This is a genomic window from Pseudolabrys taiwanensis, assembly GCF_003367395.1.
Taxonomy (GTDB): domain Bacteria; phylum Pseudomonadota; class Alphaproteobacteria; order Rhizobiales; family Xanthobacteraceae; genus Pseudolabrys; species Pseudolabrys taiwanensis.
On sequence record NZ_CP031417.1, the window covers coordinates 4,200,280 to 4,218,376 of the forward strand.

At 64.6% G+C, this 18,097-nt stretch carries 14 protein-coding genes; 10 read left to right on the forward strand and 4 right to left on the reverse strand.

Annotation, left to right across the window (positions count from 1 at the left end):
* Positions 1-65 precede the first annotated feature (65 nt).
* Together DW352_RS19990 and DW352_RS19995 are read right to left on the reverse strand one after the other, a co-directional pair.
* Positions 66-2,654: an ABC transporter permease gene (locus DW352_RS19990; protein WP_115692981.1), complete on the reverse strand. Its 2,589-nt coding sequence runs from the start codon at positions 2,652-2,654 to the stop codon at positions 66-68.
* Positions 2,644-3,333, reverse strand: coding sequence for an ABC transporter ATP-binding protein (locus DW352_RS19995; protein WP_115692982.1), 690 nt, complete (start codon positions 3,331-3,333; stop codon positions 2,644-2,646). Before DW352_RS19995 ends, DW352_RS19990 begins: the two co-directional genes overlap by 11 nt.
* Between DW352_RS19995 and DW352_RS20000 the strand changes: the two genes are divergently transcribed.
* Both DW352_RS20000 and thpR read left to right on the forward strand, forming a co-directional pair.
* Entirely contained in the window at positions 3,332-4,027 is a 696-nt protein-coding gene (locus tag DW352_RS20000) for an arylesterase (protein ID WP_115694512.1), read from the forward strand. The genes DW352_RS19995 and DW352_RS20000 overlap by 2 nt on opposite strands.
* A gap of 30 nt (positions 4,028-4,057) precedes the next feature.
* Positions 4,058-4,591, forward strand: coding sequence for an RNA 2',3'-cyclic phosphodiesterase (gene thpR, locus DW352_RS20005; RefSeq protein ID WP_115692983.1), 534 nt, complete (start codon positions 4,058-4,060; stop codon positions 4,589-4,591).
* A 170-nt stretch (positions 4,592-4,761) separates the two neighbouring features.
* On the opposite strand, the gene DW352_RS20010 is transcribed toward thpR, so the two are convergent.
* Positions 4,762-5,337 carry a GNAT family N-acetyltransferase gene (locus DW352_RS20010; RefSeq protein WP_115692984.1) on the reverse strand — a complete coding sequence of 192 codons (576 nt, stop codon included), beginning with the start codon at positions 5,335-5,337 and terminating at the stop codon, positions 4,762-4,764.
* A 445-nt stretch (positions 5,338-5,782) separates the two neighbouring features.
* On the opposite strand from DW352_RS20010, the gene zapE reads away from it, so the two are divergent.
* Positions 5,783-6,949 carry a cell division protein ZapE gene (zapE, locus tag DW352_RS20015; RefSeq protein ID WP_115692985.1) on the forward strand — a complete coding sequence of 389 codons (1,167 nt, stop codon included), beginning with the start codon at positions 5,783-5,785 and terminating at the stop codon, positions 6,947-6,949.
* Here zapE and DW352_RS20020 read toward each other — a convergent pair.
* Complete coding sequence (locus DW352_RS20020) at positions 6,946-8,190, reverse strand: NRAMP family divalent metal transporter (protein ID WP_115692986.1); 1,245 nt, start codon at positions 8,188-8,190, stop codon at positions 6,946-6,948. The genes zapE and DW352_RS20020 overlap by 4 nt on opposite strands.
* A 317-nt stretch (positions 8,191-8,507) precedes the next feature.
* On the opposite strand from DW352_RS20020, the gene mdh reads away from it, so the two are divergent.
* The 7 genes from mdh (at position 8,508) to lpdA (ending at position 17,981) form a co-directional block, all read left to right on the forward strand.
* A complete protein-coding gene (gene mdh / locus DW352_RS20025; protein WP_115692987.1) occupies positions 8,508-9,470 on the forward strand; it encodes a malate dehydrogenase in 963 nt (320 codons plus the stop codon).
* Between the two features lie 130 nt (positions 9,471-9,600).
* Positions 9,601-10,770 carry an ADP-forming succinate--CoA ligase subunit beta gene (sucC, locus tag DW352_RS20030; RefSeq protein WP_115692988.1) on the forward strand — a complete coding sequence of 390 codons (1,170 nt, stop codon included), beginning with the start codon at positions 9,601-9,603 and terminating at the stop codon, positions 10,768-10,770.
* Positions 10,770-11,654 (forward strand): succinate--CoA ligase subunit alpha, encoded by an 885-nt coding sequence (sucD, locus tag DW352_RS20035; protein ID WP_115692989.1) that lies wholly within the window; start codon positions 10,770-10,772, stop codon positions 11,652-11,654. Before sucC ends, sucD begins: the two co-directional genes overlap by 1 nt.
* Positions 11,655-11,952: 298 nt before the next feature.
* Positions 11,953-14,910: a 2-oxoglutarate dehydrogenase E1 component gene (locus tag DW352_RS20040; RefSeq protein WP_115692990.1), complete on the forward strand. Its 2,958-nt coding sequence runs from the start codon at positions 11,953-11,955 to the stop codon at positions 14,908-14,910.
* Between the two features lie 129 nt (positions 14,911-15,039).
* Entirely contained in the window at positions 15,040-16,272 is a 1,233-nt protein-coding gene (gene odhB, locus DW352_RS20045) for a 2-oxoglutarate dehydrogenase complex dihydrolipoyllysine-residue succinyltransferase (protein WP_115692991.1), read from the forward strand.
* 7 nt (positions 16,273-16,279) lie between these two features.
* The gene (locus DW352_RS20050; protein WP_115692992.1) at positions 16,280-16,528 is read left to right on the forward strand and encodes a hypothetical protein; all 249 of its coding nucleotides are present in this window, start codon (positions 16,280-16,282) and stop codon (positions 16,526-16,528) included.
* A 55-nt stretch (positions 16,529-16,583) separates the two neighbouring features.
* Complete coding sequence (gene lpdA / locus DW352_RS20055) at positions 16,584-17,981, forward strand: dihydrolipoyl dehydrogenase (protein ID WP_115692993.1); 1,398 nt, start codon at positions 16,584-16,586, stop codon at positions 17,979-17,981.
* The last annotated feature ends 116 nt before the right edge of the window (positions 17,982-18,097 follow it).

Sequence of the window (18,097 nt, forward strand, 5' to 3'; positions counted from 1 at the left end):
ATAAATATAACGCAGAATGGCCTTTCGAAGGGTGGCGGCCTGCGCGGCTGAATGTCGCAAAATCGCTAGAGATTCCTCAAAACTGGCGCGGGTTTTTGACCCAGTGCGCTGAAAGTGCCGAGGAGACCGAGCACAACTGTCACAACCACGGCGCTTACCGCCGCAACCAGCGCCGGCAGCGGTAACCATGTGAAGCGCAGATGCATCAGTTCGGTGACTATCAGCCAGCTCGCCAATGAGCCGCTCAGCATGCCGAACAGCGCCGTGGCCGCACCCAGAAGCAGGTATTCGATGGTAAATGCGGCCAGCAGCCGGGCCCGGGTCGCCCCCAGCGTTTTGAGTATAACCGCGTCGTAAACACGGTGACGGTGTCCCGCCGCGAGCGCGCCGCCGAGAACCAGCGCCGCGGCCAGCAACGTGATGGCGCTGGCGCCACGAATGCCCAGGACCAGGTTGCCGATGAGGCCGCCGATGGCTTCGAGCGCGTCCTTGACCCGCACCGTGGTGACCATGGGGAACGTCGCGGCGACCGTGCGCAGCATGGCGCCCTCCTGGGCCGCGGTACCCCCGCCGGGATAAGTGAGCGTCGCCAGGTGGGTATGCGGGGCGCCGCGAAACGTGTTGGGCGAGAACACCATCACGAAGTTGATGCTCAGACTTTGCCAATCGACCGTGCGCATGTTGGCGATCGTCGCGGTGATGTTGCGGCCGAGCACGTTCACGGTGACCGTGTCGCCGAGCTTGAGGCCGAGACCGTCGGCGATCTTCTTTTCGAACGAGACCAGCGGCGGGCCGTCATAACCCGGTTCCCACCAATGGCCTTCGACCAGACGCGAGCCCGCCGGGACCTCGTTGGCGTAGGTAATGCCGCGATCGCTCTGCAGCACCCAGGCGGCGTCTTCCTTCGGTTTGATCTGCTCGGCCGGAATGCCGGCGGCCGAGATGATACGCCCGCGCAGCATCGGCACGTCGTCGATCGCGGCGGTCGGTGCCTGGACGCGGACGAAGTCCTGGAACTTCTCGGCGTCGCTGGATGGGATATCGAGGAAGTAGAAGGCGGGCGCCTTGGCCGGCAGTTCGTTCGAAAACTGCCGGCGCAAGTTGGCGTCGATCTCGATGACCGTGACCAGGAGCGCGATGCCGAGGCCGAGCGAGAGCACGATGGTCGGGGTGAGCGCGCCCGGCCGGTGGATGTTTGCGACCGCCATGCGCAGCACGGTCGATCGGGCGCGCGGCGCACGCGCCGCCAGCGCCATCAGCAACGTCGCCACCAGGCGGAGCAGGACGAATACCACGGCGGCAACGCCGACATAGATCAGCGCCACGCGGCGGTCGTAGGCGAGCAGCACAGCGAGAGCGACCAGCGCGGCGACGGCGGCGACCGTCGCGGCGACGTACATCGGGCGTGGTTTGCGCGGTTGCGGTGACACGCCGTCGCGGAACAGCGCCGCCACCGGCACATCGTGCGCGCGGCCGAGCGGCCAGAGTGCGAAGGCGAGCGCGGTCAACAGGCCGTAGACGAGCGCCAGCAGCAGTTCGCCCGCGTGCAATGCCGGTATGATCGGCAGCGGAATGATGGCGCCGAACATCCACGCGATGGCGAACGGCAGAAGGGCGCCGATCGCTGTGCCGATGACGCCGCCGATCAAGGCCAGCATCAAGACTTGGGTGAGATAGATCGCGAAGACGCGGCGACCGCTGGCTCCCATCGCCTTGAGAACCGCGATGGAATTTCGTTTGCGATCGAGATGGCTCTTCACGGCGTTGCCGACGCCGACGCCGCCGACGAGTAGCGCGGTGAGGCCGACGATGGTGAGGAATTGCGTGAAGCGCTCGACGTTACGCTCGAGCTGCGGCGAGGCGTTGCTGCGCGAACGGATTTCCCAGCCCGCTTGCGGCAGGTCGGCGCGTGCCTCTGCCGTGACGGCTCTCGCGCGGGCGTCGGAAGCGTCCTGGTCGGGCAGACGCAGCCGATAAGTCCAACGCACCAGACTGCCCGGCTGCAACAGGCCGGTTGCGCGCAGCGCCGCTTCGCTGACCAGCAGGCGCGGGCCGAAACCGATGCCGCCCGCGAGCTTATCCGGCTCGCTGGTGAGCGTGGCGCGTACGATAAACTTGGCATCGCCCACCGTCAGGTGCGCGCCGGGCTTCAGACCGAAACGCTCCATCAGCACGGGATCGGCGACCGCACCGAAGGCCCCGTCCTGTTCGGTGAGTGCATCGGCCAAGGGGCCGGCGGGATCGAGCACCGTGTCGCCATAGAGCGGATAGGCGCTGTCGACTGCTTTCATCTCGACAAGCGTCGCGCCGCCGTCTTCGGTGCGCGCCATCGCGCGCAAGGTCGCCGCCGTTGAGACACGGCCGCGCCCCTGTAGAAACGTGAGTTCCTGCTGCGTCGCTTCGCGTTGGATCAAAGTGAAAGCGAGATCGCCACCGAGGATGACCCGGCCCTCGCGCGCGAGGCCGTCAGCGAGAGACGCCGCGAGCGAGCCGACGCCGGCGATCGCCATGCTGCCAAGCGCGATGCAGGCAATGAAGACATAGAAACCGCGCAGGCCGCCGCGCATCTCGCGCAGCGCGAAGCGGAGCGGTAGCCACCAGTTTCTTTTTCCCTCCTCCTTGCCGGGGGAGGCATAAGAGAAGTTATTCGCCATCGATGCGCCCCGAGCGCAGCCGCACCGTGCGTCCGCAGCGGCGGGCAAGGCCAGCGTCGTGCGTCACCAGCACCAGAGTGGTGTTGCGCCGTGCCTGACCTTCGAACAGGAGATCCACGATCTGCTTGCCGGTGTCCTCGTCGAGATTGCCGGTCGGCTCGTCGGCGACGAGGATCGCCGGATTGGGCGCGAGTGCGCGGGCGACCGCGACGCGCTGCTGCTCGCCGCCCGAAAGCTGTGCCGGGTAATGGTTCAGCCGCGCGCCGAGGCCGACGGCCACGAGCTCCTCGCGGGCGCGCTCCTGCGCGTCGGGCGCGCCGGTCAGCTCCATCGGCACCGCCACGTTTTCCAAGGCGGTCATGGTGGGGATGAGATGAAAAGATTGAAAGACGATGCCGATGTTGCGGCCACGGAAGCGGGCCAGCGCATCCTCGTCGAGACCGGTCAGGTTCTCACCTGCCACGGTCACCGTCCCGGAATCGGCCTGTTCCAGCCCGGCCATGACCATCAGCAGGGTGGATTTGCCCGAGCCGGACGGTCCGATGAGGCCGATTGCCTCGCCCGTGCCTATATGGAGGCTGATATCCTTGAGGATATGAACGCGGGCAGCCCCTTGCCCGAGTGAAAGATTGACGCCGGCCAGCGTAATGGCGGGCCCCGCCTGGGAAGAATCGGTCATGAGACCTCGTCGTTTAAACCTTCGCTCATATGGGAACATATGGGCCAGGGTCCAGGACCTGGCCGTCGCTTTGGCCTTTCTCGCCTGCGTTCTGGTGCCGCAAGCAGGCCGGGCGGCGGATGGGCCGGTCAAGCTGGTGGTGCTCGGCGATTCGCTGTCGGCGGGCTACGGCCTGCCCGGCCAGGCGGCTTTCCCCGCCCGGCTCGCCGAGGCGCTGAAAGCCAAAGGCGTCGCCGTCGATGTCGCCAATGCGGGGGTCTCCGGCGACACCGCCTCCGGCGGCCGCGATCGCCTGGACTGGTCGGTGCCGGACGGCACCGAGGCCGTCATCGTTGAACTAGGCGCCAATGACGCCCTGCGCGGGCTCGATCCGGCGCTGACCAAGGCGGCGCTCGATGCGATCCTCAAGAAGCTGCAGGAGCGCCATATCGCCGTGCTGTTCGCCGGCATGAAGGCGCCGCGCAACATGGGCGCCGATTACGCCGCCAAGTTCGACGCGATCTATCCGGCCCTCGCGGCCGCGTATCCGGTCATTTTTTATCCGTTCTTCCTCGACGGGGTGGCGGCCGATGCGAAGCTCAATCAAGCCGACGGCATGCACCCCAATGCGGCCGGCGTCGACGTCATCGTCGAACGCATCCTGCCGAAGGTGGAAGAACTGGTCGCGCGGGCGCGCGCGGCAAGGGCCTCCTGATCGCGCACGAAGACCGGACGAGTCCGAAAAATGCCCCGTCTGTTCACCGGCATTGAAATTCCGCCCGACGTGGCGATGTCGCTATCGATGCTGCGCGGCGGCCTGCCCGGCGCGCGCTGGATCGACGCCGAGAACTACCACGTGACCCTGCGGTTTATCGGCGATGTCGACGATGGCGTGGCGCGTGAGGTTGCCGCGACGCTCGATCAGGTCAAACGCCGTGCCTTCGATCTGCATTTCGACGGGCTCGACGCGTTCGGTGGGCGCAAGCCGCGCGCCGTCGTGGCGAGCGTGGCATCGTCGCAAGCGTTGATCGAGTTGCAGGCGGAGCAGGAGCGGCTGATGCAGCGGATCGGCCTCGAACCCGAGGGCCGCAAATACACGCCGCACGTCACCGTTGCGCGGCTGCGCGCGTCCTCGAGCCAGGACGTCGCGGCCTACCTGTCGACGCACGGCCTGTTCCGCACGCCGTCGTTCCACGTCTCGCGCTTCGTGCTGTATTCGTCCCGCGCCTCGATGGGCGGCGGTCCTTATGTGATCGAGGAGAGCTACCCGCTGGCGTGAGGGATCCGCCGCACGCACGGCGTCGTGCCCGGGCCTGACCCGGGCATCCATGATGAATCGCCACTTGCGAAAGCCGTACGCTCTTCAGTGCCGGCGCCGCCGCCTCATGGATTGCCGGGTCGAGCCCGGCAATGACCGTGGCGAAGGCTATGCGGCGTGGAGAGAAAGCCTTACGCCGTCTTGAATAGACGCGAGGACGCGTCGAGCCAGGCGGAGGTCATGCCGTGGGCGTCTTCGACGGCCTCGCGCATAACCGACAGCGGTGTGAAGCGCGGCGCTTCCAGTTCGCCGACGACGCTGCCGAAATCGAACTTCAGGTCGGCCTCGAACTTCTTGGCCAGTTGCTGCATGCGCCGGTTGTCGGCGAGGCAGTTCATCTGCAGCGATTTGACGCCGCGGTTGCGGGCGGACAGCAGCGTGCGCTCCAGGAGTGCGGTGCCGACGCCGTGGCTCTGCCATTCCTTTTCGATGCTGAAGGCGGCCTCGGCCTGGCGGGAATACATGTCGCCGAAGTGCCGCAGCTCGGCCGCGCCGCGCAGCACGCCGTCCACGAAGAAGCCGTGAATGACCACCCCGAGGTCGTCGGCAGTGGCGGCGTGCTTGATGATCACGTCGTCCGCGACGGCGCCGGAAAAGCGCCGATGCCGGCTGTCGGGGTCGAGCCGGAGCAGGTGGTCGCGGTAGGCGTCGGCCTCGCCGAGCCACAGTTTACGGACGAGGCCGCCGTCGGGCAGGGGCTCTTGCATAGGTTGGGTCTCCAATCGATCGTTCATCGCCCTACCTTCGCGTTTCCCTCGCCGGCGCCGCCCTTCAGGGCCGAGTCGCTCGCCACGCCTTTATATGGTGCAATGCAGCAAAAAAGCGATGGCGCCTTCATACCCATGCGCCTTCCTCCTGCGCGGAAAATGCATAACTGGCAGCGACTTAATTAAGCTTTTGGGCCCCTGGCCGGCGTTCTTCCGGCGAAGAGCAGCAAGGCAATTGTTGCGGCGATTTCTGCAGCATAGGCTGCAGCAAAGGCCATGGTGCAGTGCAGCAAGACCCGCAGCAATGCTGCAGCAAAGGGTGCAGCAAAGCGGTCTTTCGGCGAATTCGCCGATCGGGCGATTTACAGAAGGCGCTCCGGCCCCTAGGTGTCCAGCGCCGCGCCGCCTCAAGCGGGGTAGCCCCGCCCACTCCCAACCCAAGTCAATGTCCGAGAATTTCAGCAACCGCTACCAGGCGCTCGTTGCCGCCGGAAAGATCGAGGCCGATCCGGCCCAGGCCGAACTCGTACGCGCCATGACCGCGCTCGAGCGGCGGCTGACCGAGCACCGGCTGGCGCAGAAATCGTCTTCGCTCGGCTGGCTGTTCGGCAAGCGGGAGAAGCAGCGCCCGCTGCTGAAGGGCCTCTACGTCTATGGCGAGGTCGGCCGCGGCAAGACCATGCTGATGGACCTGTTCTTCAACAGCGTGGCGGTCCGGCGCAAGCGCCGCGCCCATTTCCACGAGTTCATGGCCGACGTGCACGAGCGCGTGCACACCTACCGCCAGGAAGCGAAGACGGGCAGCAACGGCCCCGATCCGATCCAGCGGGCCGCCGCGGCCATTGCCGAAGAGTCATGGCTGCTCTGCTTCGACGAATTTCACGTCACCGACATCGCGGACGCGATGATTCTCGGCCGGCTGTTCACCAAGCTCTTCGAGCTCGGCGTGGTCGTGGTCGCGACCTCCAATCAGGCGCCGAACAATCTCTACAAGGACGGTCTCAACCGGGCGCTGTTCCTGCCCTTCATCGAGCTGCTGCAGAAGTATTGCGAAGTGACCCGGCTCGATTCGCGGGTCGACTTCCGGTTGGAGAAGCTCACCGGCGTGCCGACCTGGTACGTGCCGCCGGACGAGAAGGCCAAGGCCGCGCTCGACGACGCGTGGCAGCGGCTGGCCGACGGTCATGGCGCCGCGCACGAACTGGTGGTGAAGGGGCACGTTATCCGCGTGCCCATGGCCGCGATGGGCGTTGCGCGCTTCGCCTTCGAAGACCTCTGCGCGCGGCCGCTGGCGGCCTCGGACTTCCTCAAGATCGCGCACGAGTTTCACACGCTGATCATCGACCATATCCCGGTGATGGATTTCGCGCGGCGTAACGAGGCCAAGCGTTTCATCATCCTGGTCGACACGCTCTACGATCACGCGGTCAAGCTCTTGGCTTCCGCGGAGGCGCAGCCCGATCACCTCTACACCGGCACCGAGGGCTACGAGGCCAACGAGTTCAAGCGCACCGCCTCGCGCCTGATCGAGATGCGTTCGCAAGCCTATCTCGGCCTGCCGCACGGGCCGCGCCAGGGCGTCGCCTGGTCGGAAAAGATCGTCGAGACCTAAAGACTCGACCAGATCAGCAGCACGACGGCGACCGCCATCAGCACCGCGGCGAGCCAGCCCAGGACGATCAGCCAGCGTGGCGCCGCCAGCAGGCGGATGCCACGTTTGCTGCCGACGACGAACATGGTCGCGATCATGATCGGCACCGCCACGATGCCGTTGATCACGGCCGCCCAGAACAGCATGGCGATCGGATCGATCTTGGTCGCCAGCAAAGCCGCGCCGCCGAGCGTCGCCGCTGCGACGATGGCATAGAAGCCGATGGCGCGGTTGACCGGCAGTTCCAGGCTGCCCGGCAGCTTGAACAATTCGGCGACCGCATAAGCGGCCGAGCCGGCGAGCACCGGCACGGCAAGAAGTCCGGTGCCGATAATGCCGAGGGCGAACAGCGCGAAGGTCAACGGGCCGCCGATCGGCCGCAGCGCCTCGGCGGCCTCCGAGGCCGTGTCGATATGCGTGACCCCATGGGTATGCAGCGTTGCCGCGGTGGTGACGATAATGAAGAACGCAACGAGATTGGAGAACACCATCCCGGTCCAGGTGTCGACCGAGATGGTACGGAAGGCGCGCTTTCGTTGGGTCGGATGGCTCGCATATCTGCGGCGATGACTCAGCGCCGACTCCTCGGCCTCCTGCGATGCCTGCCAAAAGAACAGATACGGACTGATCGTCGTGCCGAACACGGCAACGATCATCAGCAGCGTTTCCTGGTCGAACTTCATTTGCGGGACGACGGTCGCCCGAACGACGTCGCCCCAGGGAATCTGCACGCTGAACGCGGCCGCGACGTAAGCCAGCAGTACGAGCGTCATCAGCTTCAGGATGCCGGCATAGCGATGATAGGGGATGAAGACTTCGGCGATCAGGCAGACCGCGCCGAACAGCACCGCGTACAGAAGCGACGAACCGCCGATGACGAGGTTCAGCGCCTCGCCCATGGCGGCGAGATCGGCGGCGATGTTGATCGTGTTGGCGACCAGCAGCGCCGAGATCAGCAGATACAGCACGGGTTTGGGCACGACGCGCGACAGATTGCGGGCCAGTCCCTGGCGTGTGTCCCAGCCGATGATCGCGCTGATGATCTGAATCGCCGCCATGAACGGCAGCGTCAGAAAAATCGTCCAGAGCAACGCAAAGCCGAACTGCGCGCCGGCCTGCGAGTAGGTCGCGATGCCGCTTGGGTCGTCGTCGGCCGCCCCCGTCACCAATCCCGGTCCGAGTGCCCGCCATATGCCACGCATGCAGAGCCGCCTTGTCCCCACGAATCCAAAAAAAAGATCATGCGCCCTCGGCCGATGCGGGCAAGCAACGGGCGCGCGTGAAGCCCCAACTTTTACGCTGCGCCGCACGCAACTTATTGCGATGCAATGCGCATTTTTCTGAATTTTCGAGGCCCGCCCCCTGGACAGTCATCAAGGCGTCTGCTGGTATTATGTATACTTGATACCAAGGCGCGCATCTTCGCTCCGCGCGCGGGCGCCTTGTCGCGAAATGCCTAACGGGATAACCACCACTCGGCCGCGCTCCGCGGCAGCACCAGCTCGAGAGTTTTCCCACCATGGCGCGTAATAAGATTGCGTTGATCGGTGCCGGCCAGATTGGCGGCACGCTCGCCCACCTCGTTGGTCTGAAGCAGCTCGGTGACGTCGTGATGTTCGACGTCGCGGAAGGCATCCCGCAGGGCAAGGCGCTCGACATCGCCCAGTCGTCGCCGGTCAACGGCTTCGATGCCAAATTCGGCGGCACCAACAGCTACGAGGCGATCGAAGGCGCCGATGTTTGCATCGTCACCGCCGGCGTCCCGCGCAAGCCGGGCATGAGCCGCGACGATCTCCTCGACATCAACCTCAAGGTCATGGACCAGGTCGGCGCGGGCATCAAAAAGTACGCCCCGAACGCCTTCGTCATCTGCATCACCAACCCGCTCGACGCCATGGTGTGGGCGCTGCAGAAGAGCTGCGGCCTGCCGGCGCAGAAGGTCGTGGGCATGGCGGGCGTGCTCGATTCGGCGCGCTTCCGTTACTTCCTGGCCGACGAATTCAACGTGTCGGTGCAGGACGTCACGGCCTTCGTGCTCGGCGGCCACGGCGACACCATGGTGCCGCTCACCCGCTATTCGGCCGTCGCCGGCATTCCGGTGCCGGACCTCGTGAAGATGGGCTGGACCACGCAGGCCCGCATCGACGAGATCGTCAAGCGCACCGCCAATGGCGGCGCCGAGATCGTCAACCTGCTCAAGACCGGCTCGGCCTTCTATGCCCCGGCCGCCTCGGCCATCGCGATGGCGGAGAGCTATCTGCTCGACAAGAAGCGCGTGCTGCCCTGCGCCGCCTATCTCAGCGGCGAGTACGGTCTCAAGGACCTCTATGTCGGCGTGCCGGTGGTGATCGGCGCCAAGGGCGTCGAGCGCGTCGTCGAGGTCGAGCTCAACAGCGCTGAACGCGCTGCTTTCGAGAAGTCCGCCGCTTCGGTGCAGGGGCTCATCGAGGCCTGCAAGAAGATCGCGCCGAGCCTGGCCTAGTTCACGGTGTCATCGTCCGTGAAAGCGGGCGGTCCAGTATTCATCGAGTTCGAGAGCGAGCCTTAAGTCAGGACAATACTGGATGCCCCGCTCGCGCGGGGCATGGCAGCCATGGAGTTGGATAGCGACAATGAACATCCACGAGTATCAAGCTAAAGCAGTGCTGCGCGAATTCGGCGTGCCCGTGCCGCGCGGCGTCCCCGCCTTCACCGTCGACGAGGCGATCAAGGGAGCCGAGGAACTCGGCGGCCCCGTCTGGGTGGTGAAGGCCCAGATCCACGCCGGCGGCCGCGGTAAGGCCGGCGGCGTCAAGGTGGTCAAGTCCATCGACGATGTGAAGAAGGAGTCGACCCGCATTCTCGGCTCGACGCTGGTCACGCATCAGACCGGCCCGAAGGGCAAGCAGGTCAACCGCCTCTATATCGAAGAAGGCTCGGCCATCGACAAGGAGTTCTATCTCTCCGCGCTGGTCGATCGCGAAACCTCGCGTGTCGCTTTCGTCGTCTCGACCGAAGGCGGCATGGACATCGAGCAGGTCGCGCACGACACGCCCGATAAGATCGTTTCGTTCTCGGTCGATCCGGCCACCGGCCTGATGCCGCATCACTCGCGTGCCGTCGCGCAGGCGCTGAAGCTGACCGGCGATCTCGCCAAGCAGATCGGCGACATTCTGCCGAAGCTCTATGCGGCGTTTATCGCCAAGGACATGTCCATGCTGGAGATCAATCCGCTGGTCGTGACCAAGGACGCCAAGATCGTCTGCCTCGACGCGAAGGTCGATTTCGACAACAACGCGCTCTATCGCCATGCCGACGTGATGGCGCTGCGCGACATCACCGAAGAGGACGACAAGGAAGTCGAGGCGTCGAAATACGACCTCAACTACATCGCGCTCGACGGTCAGATCGGCTGCATGGTCAACGGCGCCGGCCTCGCCATGGCGTCGATGGACATCATCAAGCTCTACGGCATGGAGCCGGCGAACTTCCTCGACGTCGGCGGCTCGGCCACCAAGGAGAAGGTGACCGCGGCGTTCAAGATCATCACCTCCGATCCGAACGTGAAGGGCATCCTGGTCAACATCTTTGGCGGCATCATGAAGTGCGATGTCATTGCCGAAGGCGTGGTGGCCGCGGTGAAGGAAGTCGGTTTGAAGGTGCCGCTGGTCGTGCGCCTCGAAGGCACCAACGTCGAACTGGGCAAGAAAATCATCAAGGAATCGGGCCTCAACGTCACCTCCGGTGACGACCTGGACGATGCCGCGCAGAAGATCGTCAAGGCCGTGAAGGAGGCTGCGTAATGTCCGTCCTCATCGATAAAAACACCAAGGTCATCTGCCAGGGCTTCACCGGCAAGAACGGCACCTTCCATTCGCAGCAGGCGATCGCCTACGGCACCAAGATGGTCGGCGGCACCTCGCCCGGCAAAGGCGGCGGCACGCATCTCGATCTGCCGATCTTCGACACGGTCGCCGAGGCCAAGGACAAGACCGGTTGCGACGCGAGCGTCATCTACGTGCCGCCGCCGGGCGCCGCCGACGCGATCTGCGAAGCCATCCAGGCGGAGATCCCGCTCATCGTCTGCATCACCGAAGGCATTCCGGTGCTGGACATGGTCAAGGTGAAGCGCGCGCTGTCGGGTTCGAAGTCGCGCCTCATCGGGCCGAACTGCCCGGGCGTGATGACCTCCGGCGAATGCAAGATCGGCATCATGCCGGGCAACATCTTCTCGACCGGCTCGGTCGGTATCGTGTCGCGCTCCGGCACGCTGACCTACGAAGCGGTGTTCCAGACGACGCGCGAAGGCCTCGGCCAGACCACGGCCGTCGGCATCGGCGGCGATCCGGTCAAGGGCACCGAGTTCATCGACGTGTTGGAGATGTTCCTCGCCGACCCGAAGACCGAATCGATCGTCATGATCGGTGAGATCGGCGGTTCGGCCGAAGAGGACGCCGCGCAGTTCCTGATCGACGAAGCCAAGAAGGGCCGCAAGAAGCCGATGGTCGGCTTTATCGCTGGCGTCACCGCGCCTCCGGGCCGCCGCATGGGTCATGCCGGCGCGATCATCTCCGGCGGTAAGGGCGATGCGAAGTCGAAGTCCGCGGCGATGGAAGCGGCCGGCATTCGCGTGTCGCCGTCGCCCGCCCGCATCGGCAAGACGCTGGTGGAAGTCCTCAAGGGCTGAGCAGAACGCGAAAAGTTTACTTCGATACCGCACGGCGGGGCCTCGGCCCCGCCGTTTTGTTTTGGCGCGTAAAGCCAAAAATCCGGCAACGAAATCACCCGAAAGAGGGTTACATCCAGGTCGGAGTGGCCTGGAAATGGCTCTAAAGTGCTGGAATCCAGGTTCACTCCTTAGGCTTTTGTAGACTTACAGCCGCCATAAATAGCGTTAAAAGAACGCCCGCCGCCAATTGCCGACCTTCCCGGGCCGGCCCGATGGAAAACGCGCGCTTTTCCCGAGTTCGCGCAAGGAAACGACAATGTCCCGCCAGGACGCCAACGCTGCTTTTGCCCTCACTTCCTTCCTTTACGGCGGTAATGCCGCCTATATCGAGGACCTCTACGCCAAGTACGAAGCCGACCCCGCAAAGGTCGACGCCGAGTGGCGGGATTTCTTCCAGAGCCTGAAGGACGACCGCGCCAACGTCGTCAAAAGCGCCGAGGGCGCGTCCTGGAAGCAGCCGAACTGGCCGGTGCGCCCATCGGGCGATCTGGTGTGGGCGCTCGATGCCAACTGGGCCGAAACTGAAAAGAAGCTCGGCGAGAAGATCAGCGCCAAGGCGCAAGCCAAGGGCGTCGAGCTCGGCAGCGCCGACGTGATGCAAGCGACGCGCGATTCGCTGCGCGCGCTGATGCTCATCCGCGCTTACCGCATCCGCGGTCACTTCCATGCCAAGCTTGATCCGCTCGGCATCCAGGCGGAGCCGAACGAAGAGGAGCTCGAGCCCGCGTCCTACGGCTTCACCGAAACCGACATGGACCGCAAGATCTTCCTCGACAAGGTGCTGGGCCTCGAATTCGCATCGATGCGCGAGATCGTCGCCATTCTGCGGCGCACCTACTGCCAGACTGTCGGCGTCGAGTTCATGCACATCTCGAACGCCGCGCAGAAGTCCTGGATTCAGGAGCGCATCGAAGGCCGCGACAAGGAGATCACCTTCACGCGTGAAGGCAAGCGCGCGATCCTGAACAAGCTTGTCGAAGCGGAAGGCTTCGAGAAGTTTCTTGACGTCAAGTACACCGGCACCAAGCGCTTCGGTCTTGATGGCGGCGAAGCGCTGATCCCGGCGCTCGAGCAGATCATCAAGCGCGGCGGCAATCTCGGTGTGAAGGAAATCGTGCTCGGCATGCCGCATCGCGGCCGCCTGAACGTTCTCACGCAGGTGATGGGCAAGCCGCACCGCGTGCTGTTCCACGAATTCAAGGGCGGCTCGGCGACGCCGGACGAGGTCGAAGGTTCGGGCGACGTCAAGTACCATCTCGGTGCGTCCGCGGACCGCGAGTTCGACAGCAACAAGGTCCACCTGTCGCTGACGCCGAATCCCTCGCATCTGGAAATCGTCGATCCGGTGACGCTCGGCAAAGTGCGCGCCAAGCAGGATCAGCATAACTGCCCGCCGGACGACCGCACGTCGGTGCTGCCGCTGCTGATGCACGGCGACGCGGCTTTCGCCGGCCAGGGCGTGGTGGCCGAGTGCTTCGGCCTGTCGGGTCTGAAGGGTTATCGCACCGGCGGCTCGATCCACTTCATCGTCAACAACCAGATCGGCTTCACCACCTATCCGCGCTACTCGCGTTCGTCGCCGTATCCGTCCGACGTCGCGAAGATGATCGAGGCGCTAATCCTGCACGTGAACGGCGACGATCCGGAAGCGGTGGTGTTCGCGGCCAAGGTGGCGATCGAGTATCGGATGCAATTCCAGCAGCCGGTCGTCATCGACATGTGGTGCTACCGGCGCTTCGGTCACAACGAGGGCGACGAGCCTTCGTTCACCCAGCCGCTGATGTACAAGAAGATCCGCGGGCATGCGTCGACGCTCGAAATCTACGCCAAGAAGCTGATCGCCGAAGGCGTCGTGACCGAGGGCGAAGTCGACAAGATGAAGGCGGATTGGCGCTCGCGCCTCGATGCCGAGTACGAAGCCGGCCAGGGCTACAAGCCGAACAAGGCCGACTGGCTCGACGGCCGCTGGGCCGGCATGAAGCCGGCTGTGGACGCCGACGATCCGCGCCGCGGCAACACCGGCGTCGACGAAAAGGTGCTCAAGGATATCGGCGCCAAGATCACCAAGGTGCCGGACGGCTTCCAGGTGCACCGCACGGTGCAGCGCTTCCTCGACAACCGCGCCAAGGCGATCGAGACCGGCGAGGGAATTGACTGGGCGACGGGCGAAGCGCTTGCGTTCTGCACGTTGCTGAAGGAGGGCAATCCGGTTCGCCTGTCGGGCCAGGATTCGGAACGTGGCACGTTCTCGCAGCGCCATTCGGTGCTGTTCGATCAAGAGACCGAAGATCGCTATGTGCCCTTCAACCATCTCGACGAGAAGCAGTCGCGCTACGAAGTGATCAATTCGAGCCTGTCCGAAGAGGCGGTGCTTGGCTTCGAATACGGCTATTCGACCGCCGAACCGAACACGCTGACCATGTGGGAAGCGCAGTTCGGCGACTTCGCCAACGGCGCGCAGGTCGTGTTCGACCAGTTCATCTCGTCCGCCGAACGCAAGTGGCTGCGTATGTCCGGTCTCGTCTGCCTCTTGCCGCACGGCTATGAAGGCCAGGGTCCGGAGCACTCCTCCGCGCGTCTCGAGCGCTATCTGCAGATGTGCGCCGAGGACAACATGCAGGTCGCCAACTGCACGACGCCGGCGAACTACTTCCATATCCTGCGCCGGCAGCTGAGGCGCGAGATCCGTAAGCCGCTGATCCTGATGACGCCGAAGTCGCTGCTGCGCCACAAGCGCGCCGTGTCGCGCCTCGACGAACTGACGACGGGCACCACGTTCCATCGCCTGTTGTGGGACGATGCCCAGCAGCGCGCCGATGAGAAGATCAAGCTCGTCTCGGACGACAAGATCCGCCGCGTCGTTCTGTGCTCGGGCAAGGTCTATTACGACCTTTACGACGAGCGCGAGAAGCGCGGCATCAACGACATCTATCTGCTGCGCATCGAGCAGCTCTATCCGTTCCCGACCAAGGCGTTGATGGCGGAGCTGTCGCGCTTCAAGCAGGCCGAGATCGTCTGGTGTCAGGAAGAGCCGCGCAACATGGGTGCGTGGTTCTTCGTCGACGTGTTCCTGCAGTGGGTTCTGAACCAGATCAGCGCCAAGCACCGCGCCGTCCGCTATGCGGGCCGTCCGGCCTCGGCGTCGACCGCGGTCGGGCAGATGTCGAAGCACCTCGCGCAGCTCAAGCAGTTCCTCGACGAGGCGCTGGGCTGATCAATTGCACTCCGTCATGCCCGGCCTTGTGCCGGGCATCCACGTCTGGGCGGAGTTTCAAAAGTCGAAGACGTGGATGGCCGGGACAAGCCCGGCCATGACGAAAACATTTTAGGCAAGAGAACACTCATGGCTGACATCCGCGTACCCACCCTTGGCGAATCGGTCACCGAAGCGACCGTCGGCAAATGGTTCAAGCAACCCGGCGACGCCGTTGCCGTCGATGAGCCCTTGGTCGAACTCGAGACCGATAAGGTGACATTGGAAGTGCCGGCGCCGGCCGCCGGCGTGCTGTCCGATATCGCGGCACAGGGCGGCGCCACCGTTGCGGTCGGCGCCTTGCTCGGCTCGATCAAGGAAGGCGGCGCAGCCGCTAAGCCTGCCGCTGCACCGGCTGCCGCCGCCAAGCCGGCCGAAGCACCGAAGCCCGCCCCGGCGGCCGCCGCGCCAGCCGCAGCGGCCGGCACGACGATGCCCGCTCCGCCGTCGGTGAAGAAGCTTGCCGCTGAATCGGGCATCGATCCGTCGAAGGTCGAGGGCTCGGGTGTGCGTGGCCAGGTGCTCAAGGGCGACATGCTCAACGCCATCGAGCGCGCTGCCTCTCAACCGACGCCGGTTCAGGCGCCCGTGCAGATGCGTGCGCCGTCGCCGGCCGACGATGCCGCGCGCGAAGAGCGCGTGCGCATGACCAAGCTGCGCCAGACCATCGCGCGCCGCCTGAAGGACGCGCAGAACACCGCCGCGATGCTCACGACCTTCAACGAGGTCGACATGAGCGCGGTGATGGGCCTGCGCGCGCAGTACAAGGATCTGTTCGAGAAGAAGAACGGCGTGAAGCTCGGCTTCATGGGCTTCTTCGTGAAGGCCTGTATCCAGGCGCTGCACGACATCCCGGCGGTCAACGCCGAGATCGACGGCACCGATCTCGTCTACAAGAACTACTATCACATCGGCATCGCGGTCGGCACCGAGAAGGGCCTGGTCGTGCCGGTCGTGCGTGACGCCGACCAGCTTTCGCTCGCCGGCGTCGAAAAGAAGATCAACGATTTCGGCAAGCGCGCGCGCGACGGTCAGCTCAAGATCGACGAGATGCAGGGTGGCACCTTCACCATCACCAACGGCGGCATCTACGGCTCGCTGATGTCGACGCCGATCCTGAACGCGCCGCAGTCGGGCATCCTCGGCATGCATAAGATCCAGGAGCGTCCGGTGGTCGTCGGCGGCAAGATCGAGATCCGCCCGATGATGTATCTGGCGCTCTCCTACGATCACCGCATCGTCGACGGTCGCGAGGCCGTCACGTTCCTCGTGCGCGTCAAGGAATGCCTGGAAGACCCGACGCGGCTTGTCCTCGATCTGTGAGGGCGAGATGCCGAACGGTAAACCAGGTGACCATCCGCTGACCGACATCGTCATGCATCGCATGCCGATGTTCGGCGGCGAAATCGACGACAAGGTCCGTAAGCTCGACGCCATCGTGTCGAACGAGCTTCGCGATGTGTTGGCCACGGTGGTTTACTTCTGGCCATGGGGCGAGCGGACGCCGACCGATCCGCACGCCCTCTCGGCGATTCTCGATTCGCTGCAGCGTTGCGCCGAAAAGCAGGCGCGCGCCTGAAGCGAAACCATACCGACAGGCGCGCGAGCGCTGATTTCTGAGCAGGACGTTTGTTATGAGCTACGATCTTATCGTCATCGGTACCGGCCCTGGCGGCTATGTCTGCGCCATCCGCGCGGCGCAGCTCGGGCTGAAGACCGCGGTGGTTGAAAAGACCTCCTTCGGCGGTACCTGCCTCAACATCGGCTGCATCCCGTCGAAGGCGCTGCTGCATGCGTCCGAGCTGTTCGAGGAAGCCGGGCACTCCTTCGCGAAGATGGGCATCGGCGTTCCCGCGCCGAAGCTCGATCTGCCGACCATGCTCAAGTTCAAGCAGGATGCCATCGACGGCAACGTGAAGGGCGTCGACTTCCTGTTCAAGAAGAACAAGATCGATGCCTTTATCGGCACCGGCCGCATCACCGCGCCCGGCAAGGTCGAGGTGAAGGGCAACGACGGCAAGACGCAGACACTGGAGACGAAGAACATCGTCATCGCCACCGGCTCGGATGTGGCGAAGCTTCGCGGCATCGAGATCGACGAGAAGCGCATCGTATCGTCGACCGGTGCGCTGTCGCTGGACAAGGTGCCGGAGCATCTCCTCGTCATCGGCGCCGGCGTCATCGGCCTCGAGCTCGGCTCGGTGTGGCGCCGCATCGGTGCCAAGGTCACCGTGGTGGAATTCCTCGACGGCGTGCTGCCCGGCATGGACGGCGAGGTGCGTAAGCAAGCACAGCGCCTGTTCGAGAAGCAGGGCATGACCTTCAAGCTGTCGTCCAAGGTCACTGGCGTCGATACGTCGGGCAAGAAACTGAAGGCGACGATCGAGCCGGCCAAGGGTGGCGCGGCGGAGACGATCGAAGCCGACATCGTGCTCGTCTCGACTGGGCGCGTGCCGTACACCGAAAACCTGGGTCTCAAGGAAGCCGGCGTTACGCTCGATGAGCGCGGCCGCGTCACGGTCGACCATCACTATGCGACCAACGTGCCGGGCATTTACGCCATCGGCGACGTGATCGTCGGACCGATGCTGGCGCACAAGGCCGAAGACGAAGGCGTTGCGGTCGCCGAGATTCTCGCCGGCCAGGCCGGTCATGTGAACTACGACGTCATTCCGGGCGTGGTTTACACGATGCCGGAGATCGCCGCGGTCGGTAAGTCCGAGGAAGATCTCAAGGCGGCCGGCGTTGCGTACAACGTCGGGAAATTTCCGTTCACGGCGAACGGCCGCGCCAAGGCTAACCAGCAGACCGATGGCTTCGTGAAGATCCTCGCCGACGCCAAGACCGACCGCGTCCTCGGCGTGCACATCATCGGCTCGGACGCCGGCAACATGATCGCCGAGGCCTGCGTCGCCATGGAGTTCGGCGCGTCGGCGGAAGATATCGCTCGCACCTGCCATGCGCATCCGACGCTGCCCGAGGCGGTGAAGGAAGCCGCGCTCGCGGTCGCCAAGCGCGCGATCCATATGTGAGTTGCTTACCCTCCCCCGTGTGGGGAGGGTCGCGAACGAAGTGAGCGGGATGGGGTAGGCGCGATTGGGCCCGACCCCACCCCGACTGCTCTCGCTAAAGCGCGAGTAGGGGGAGG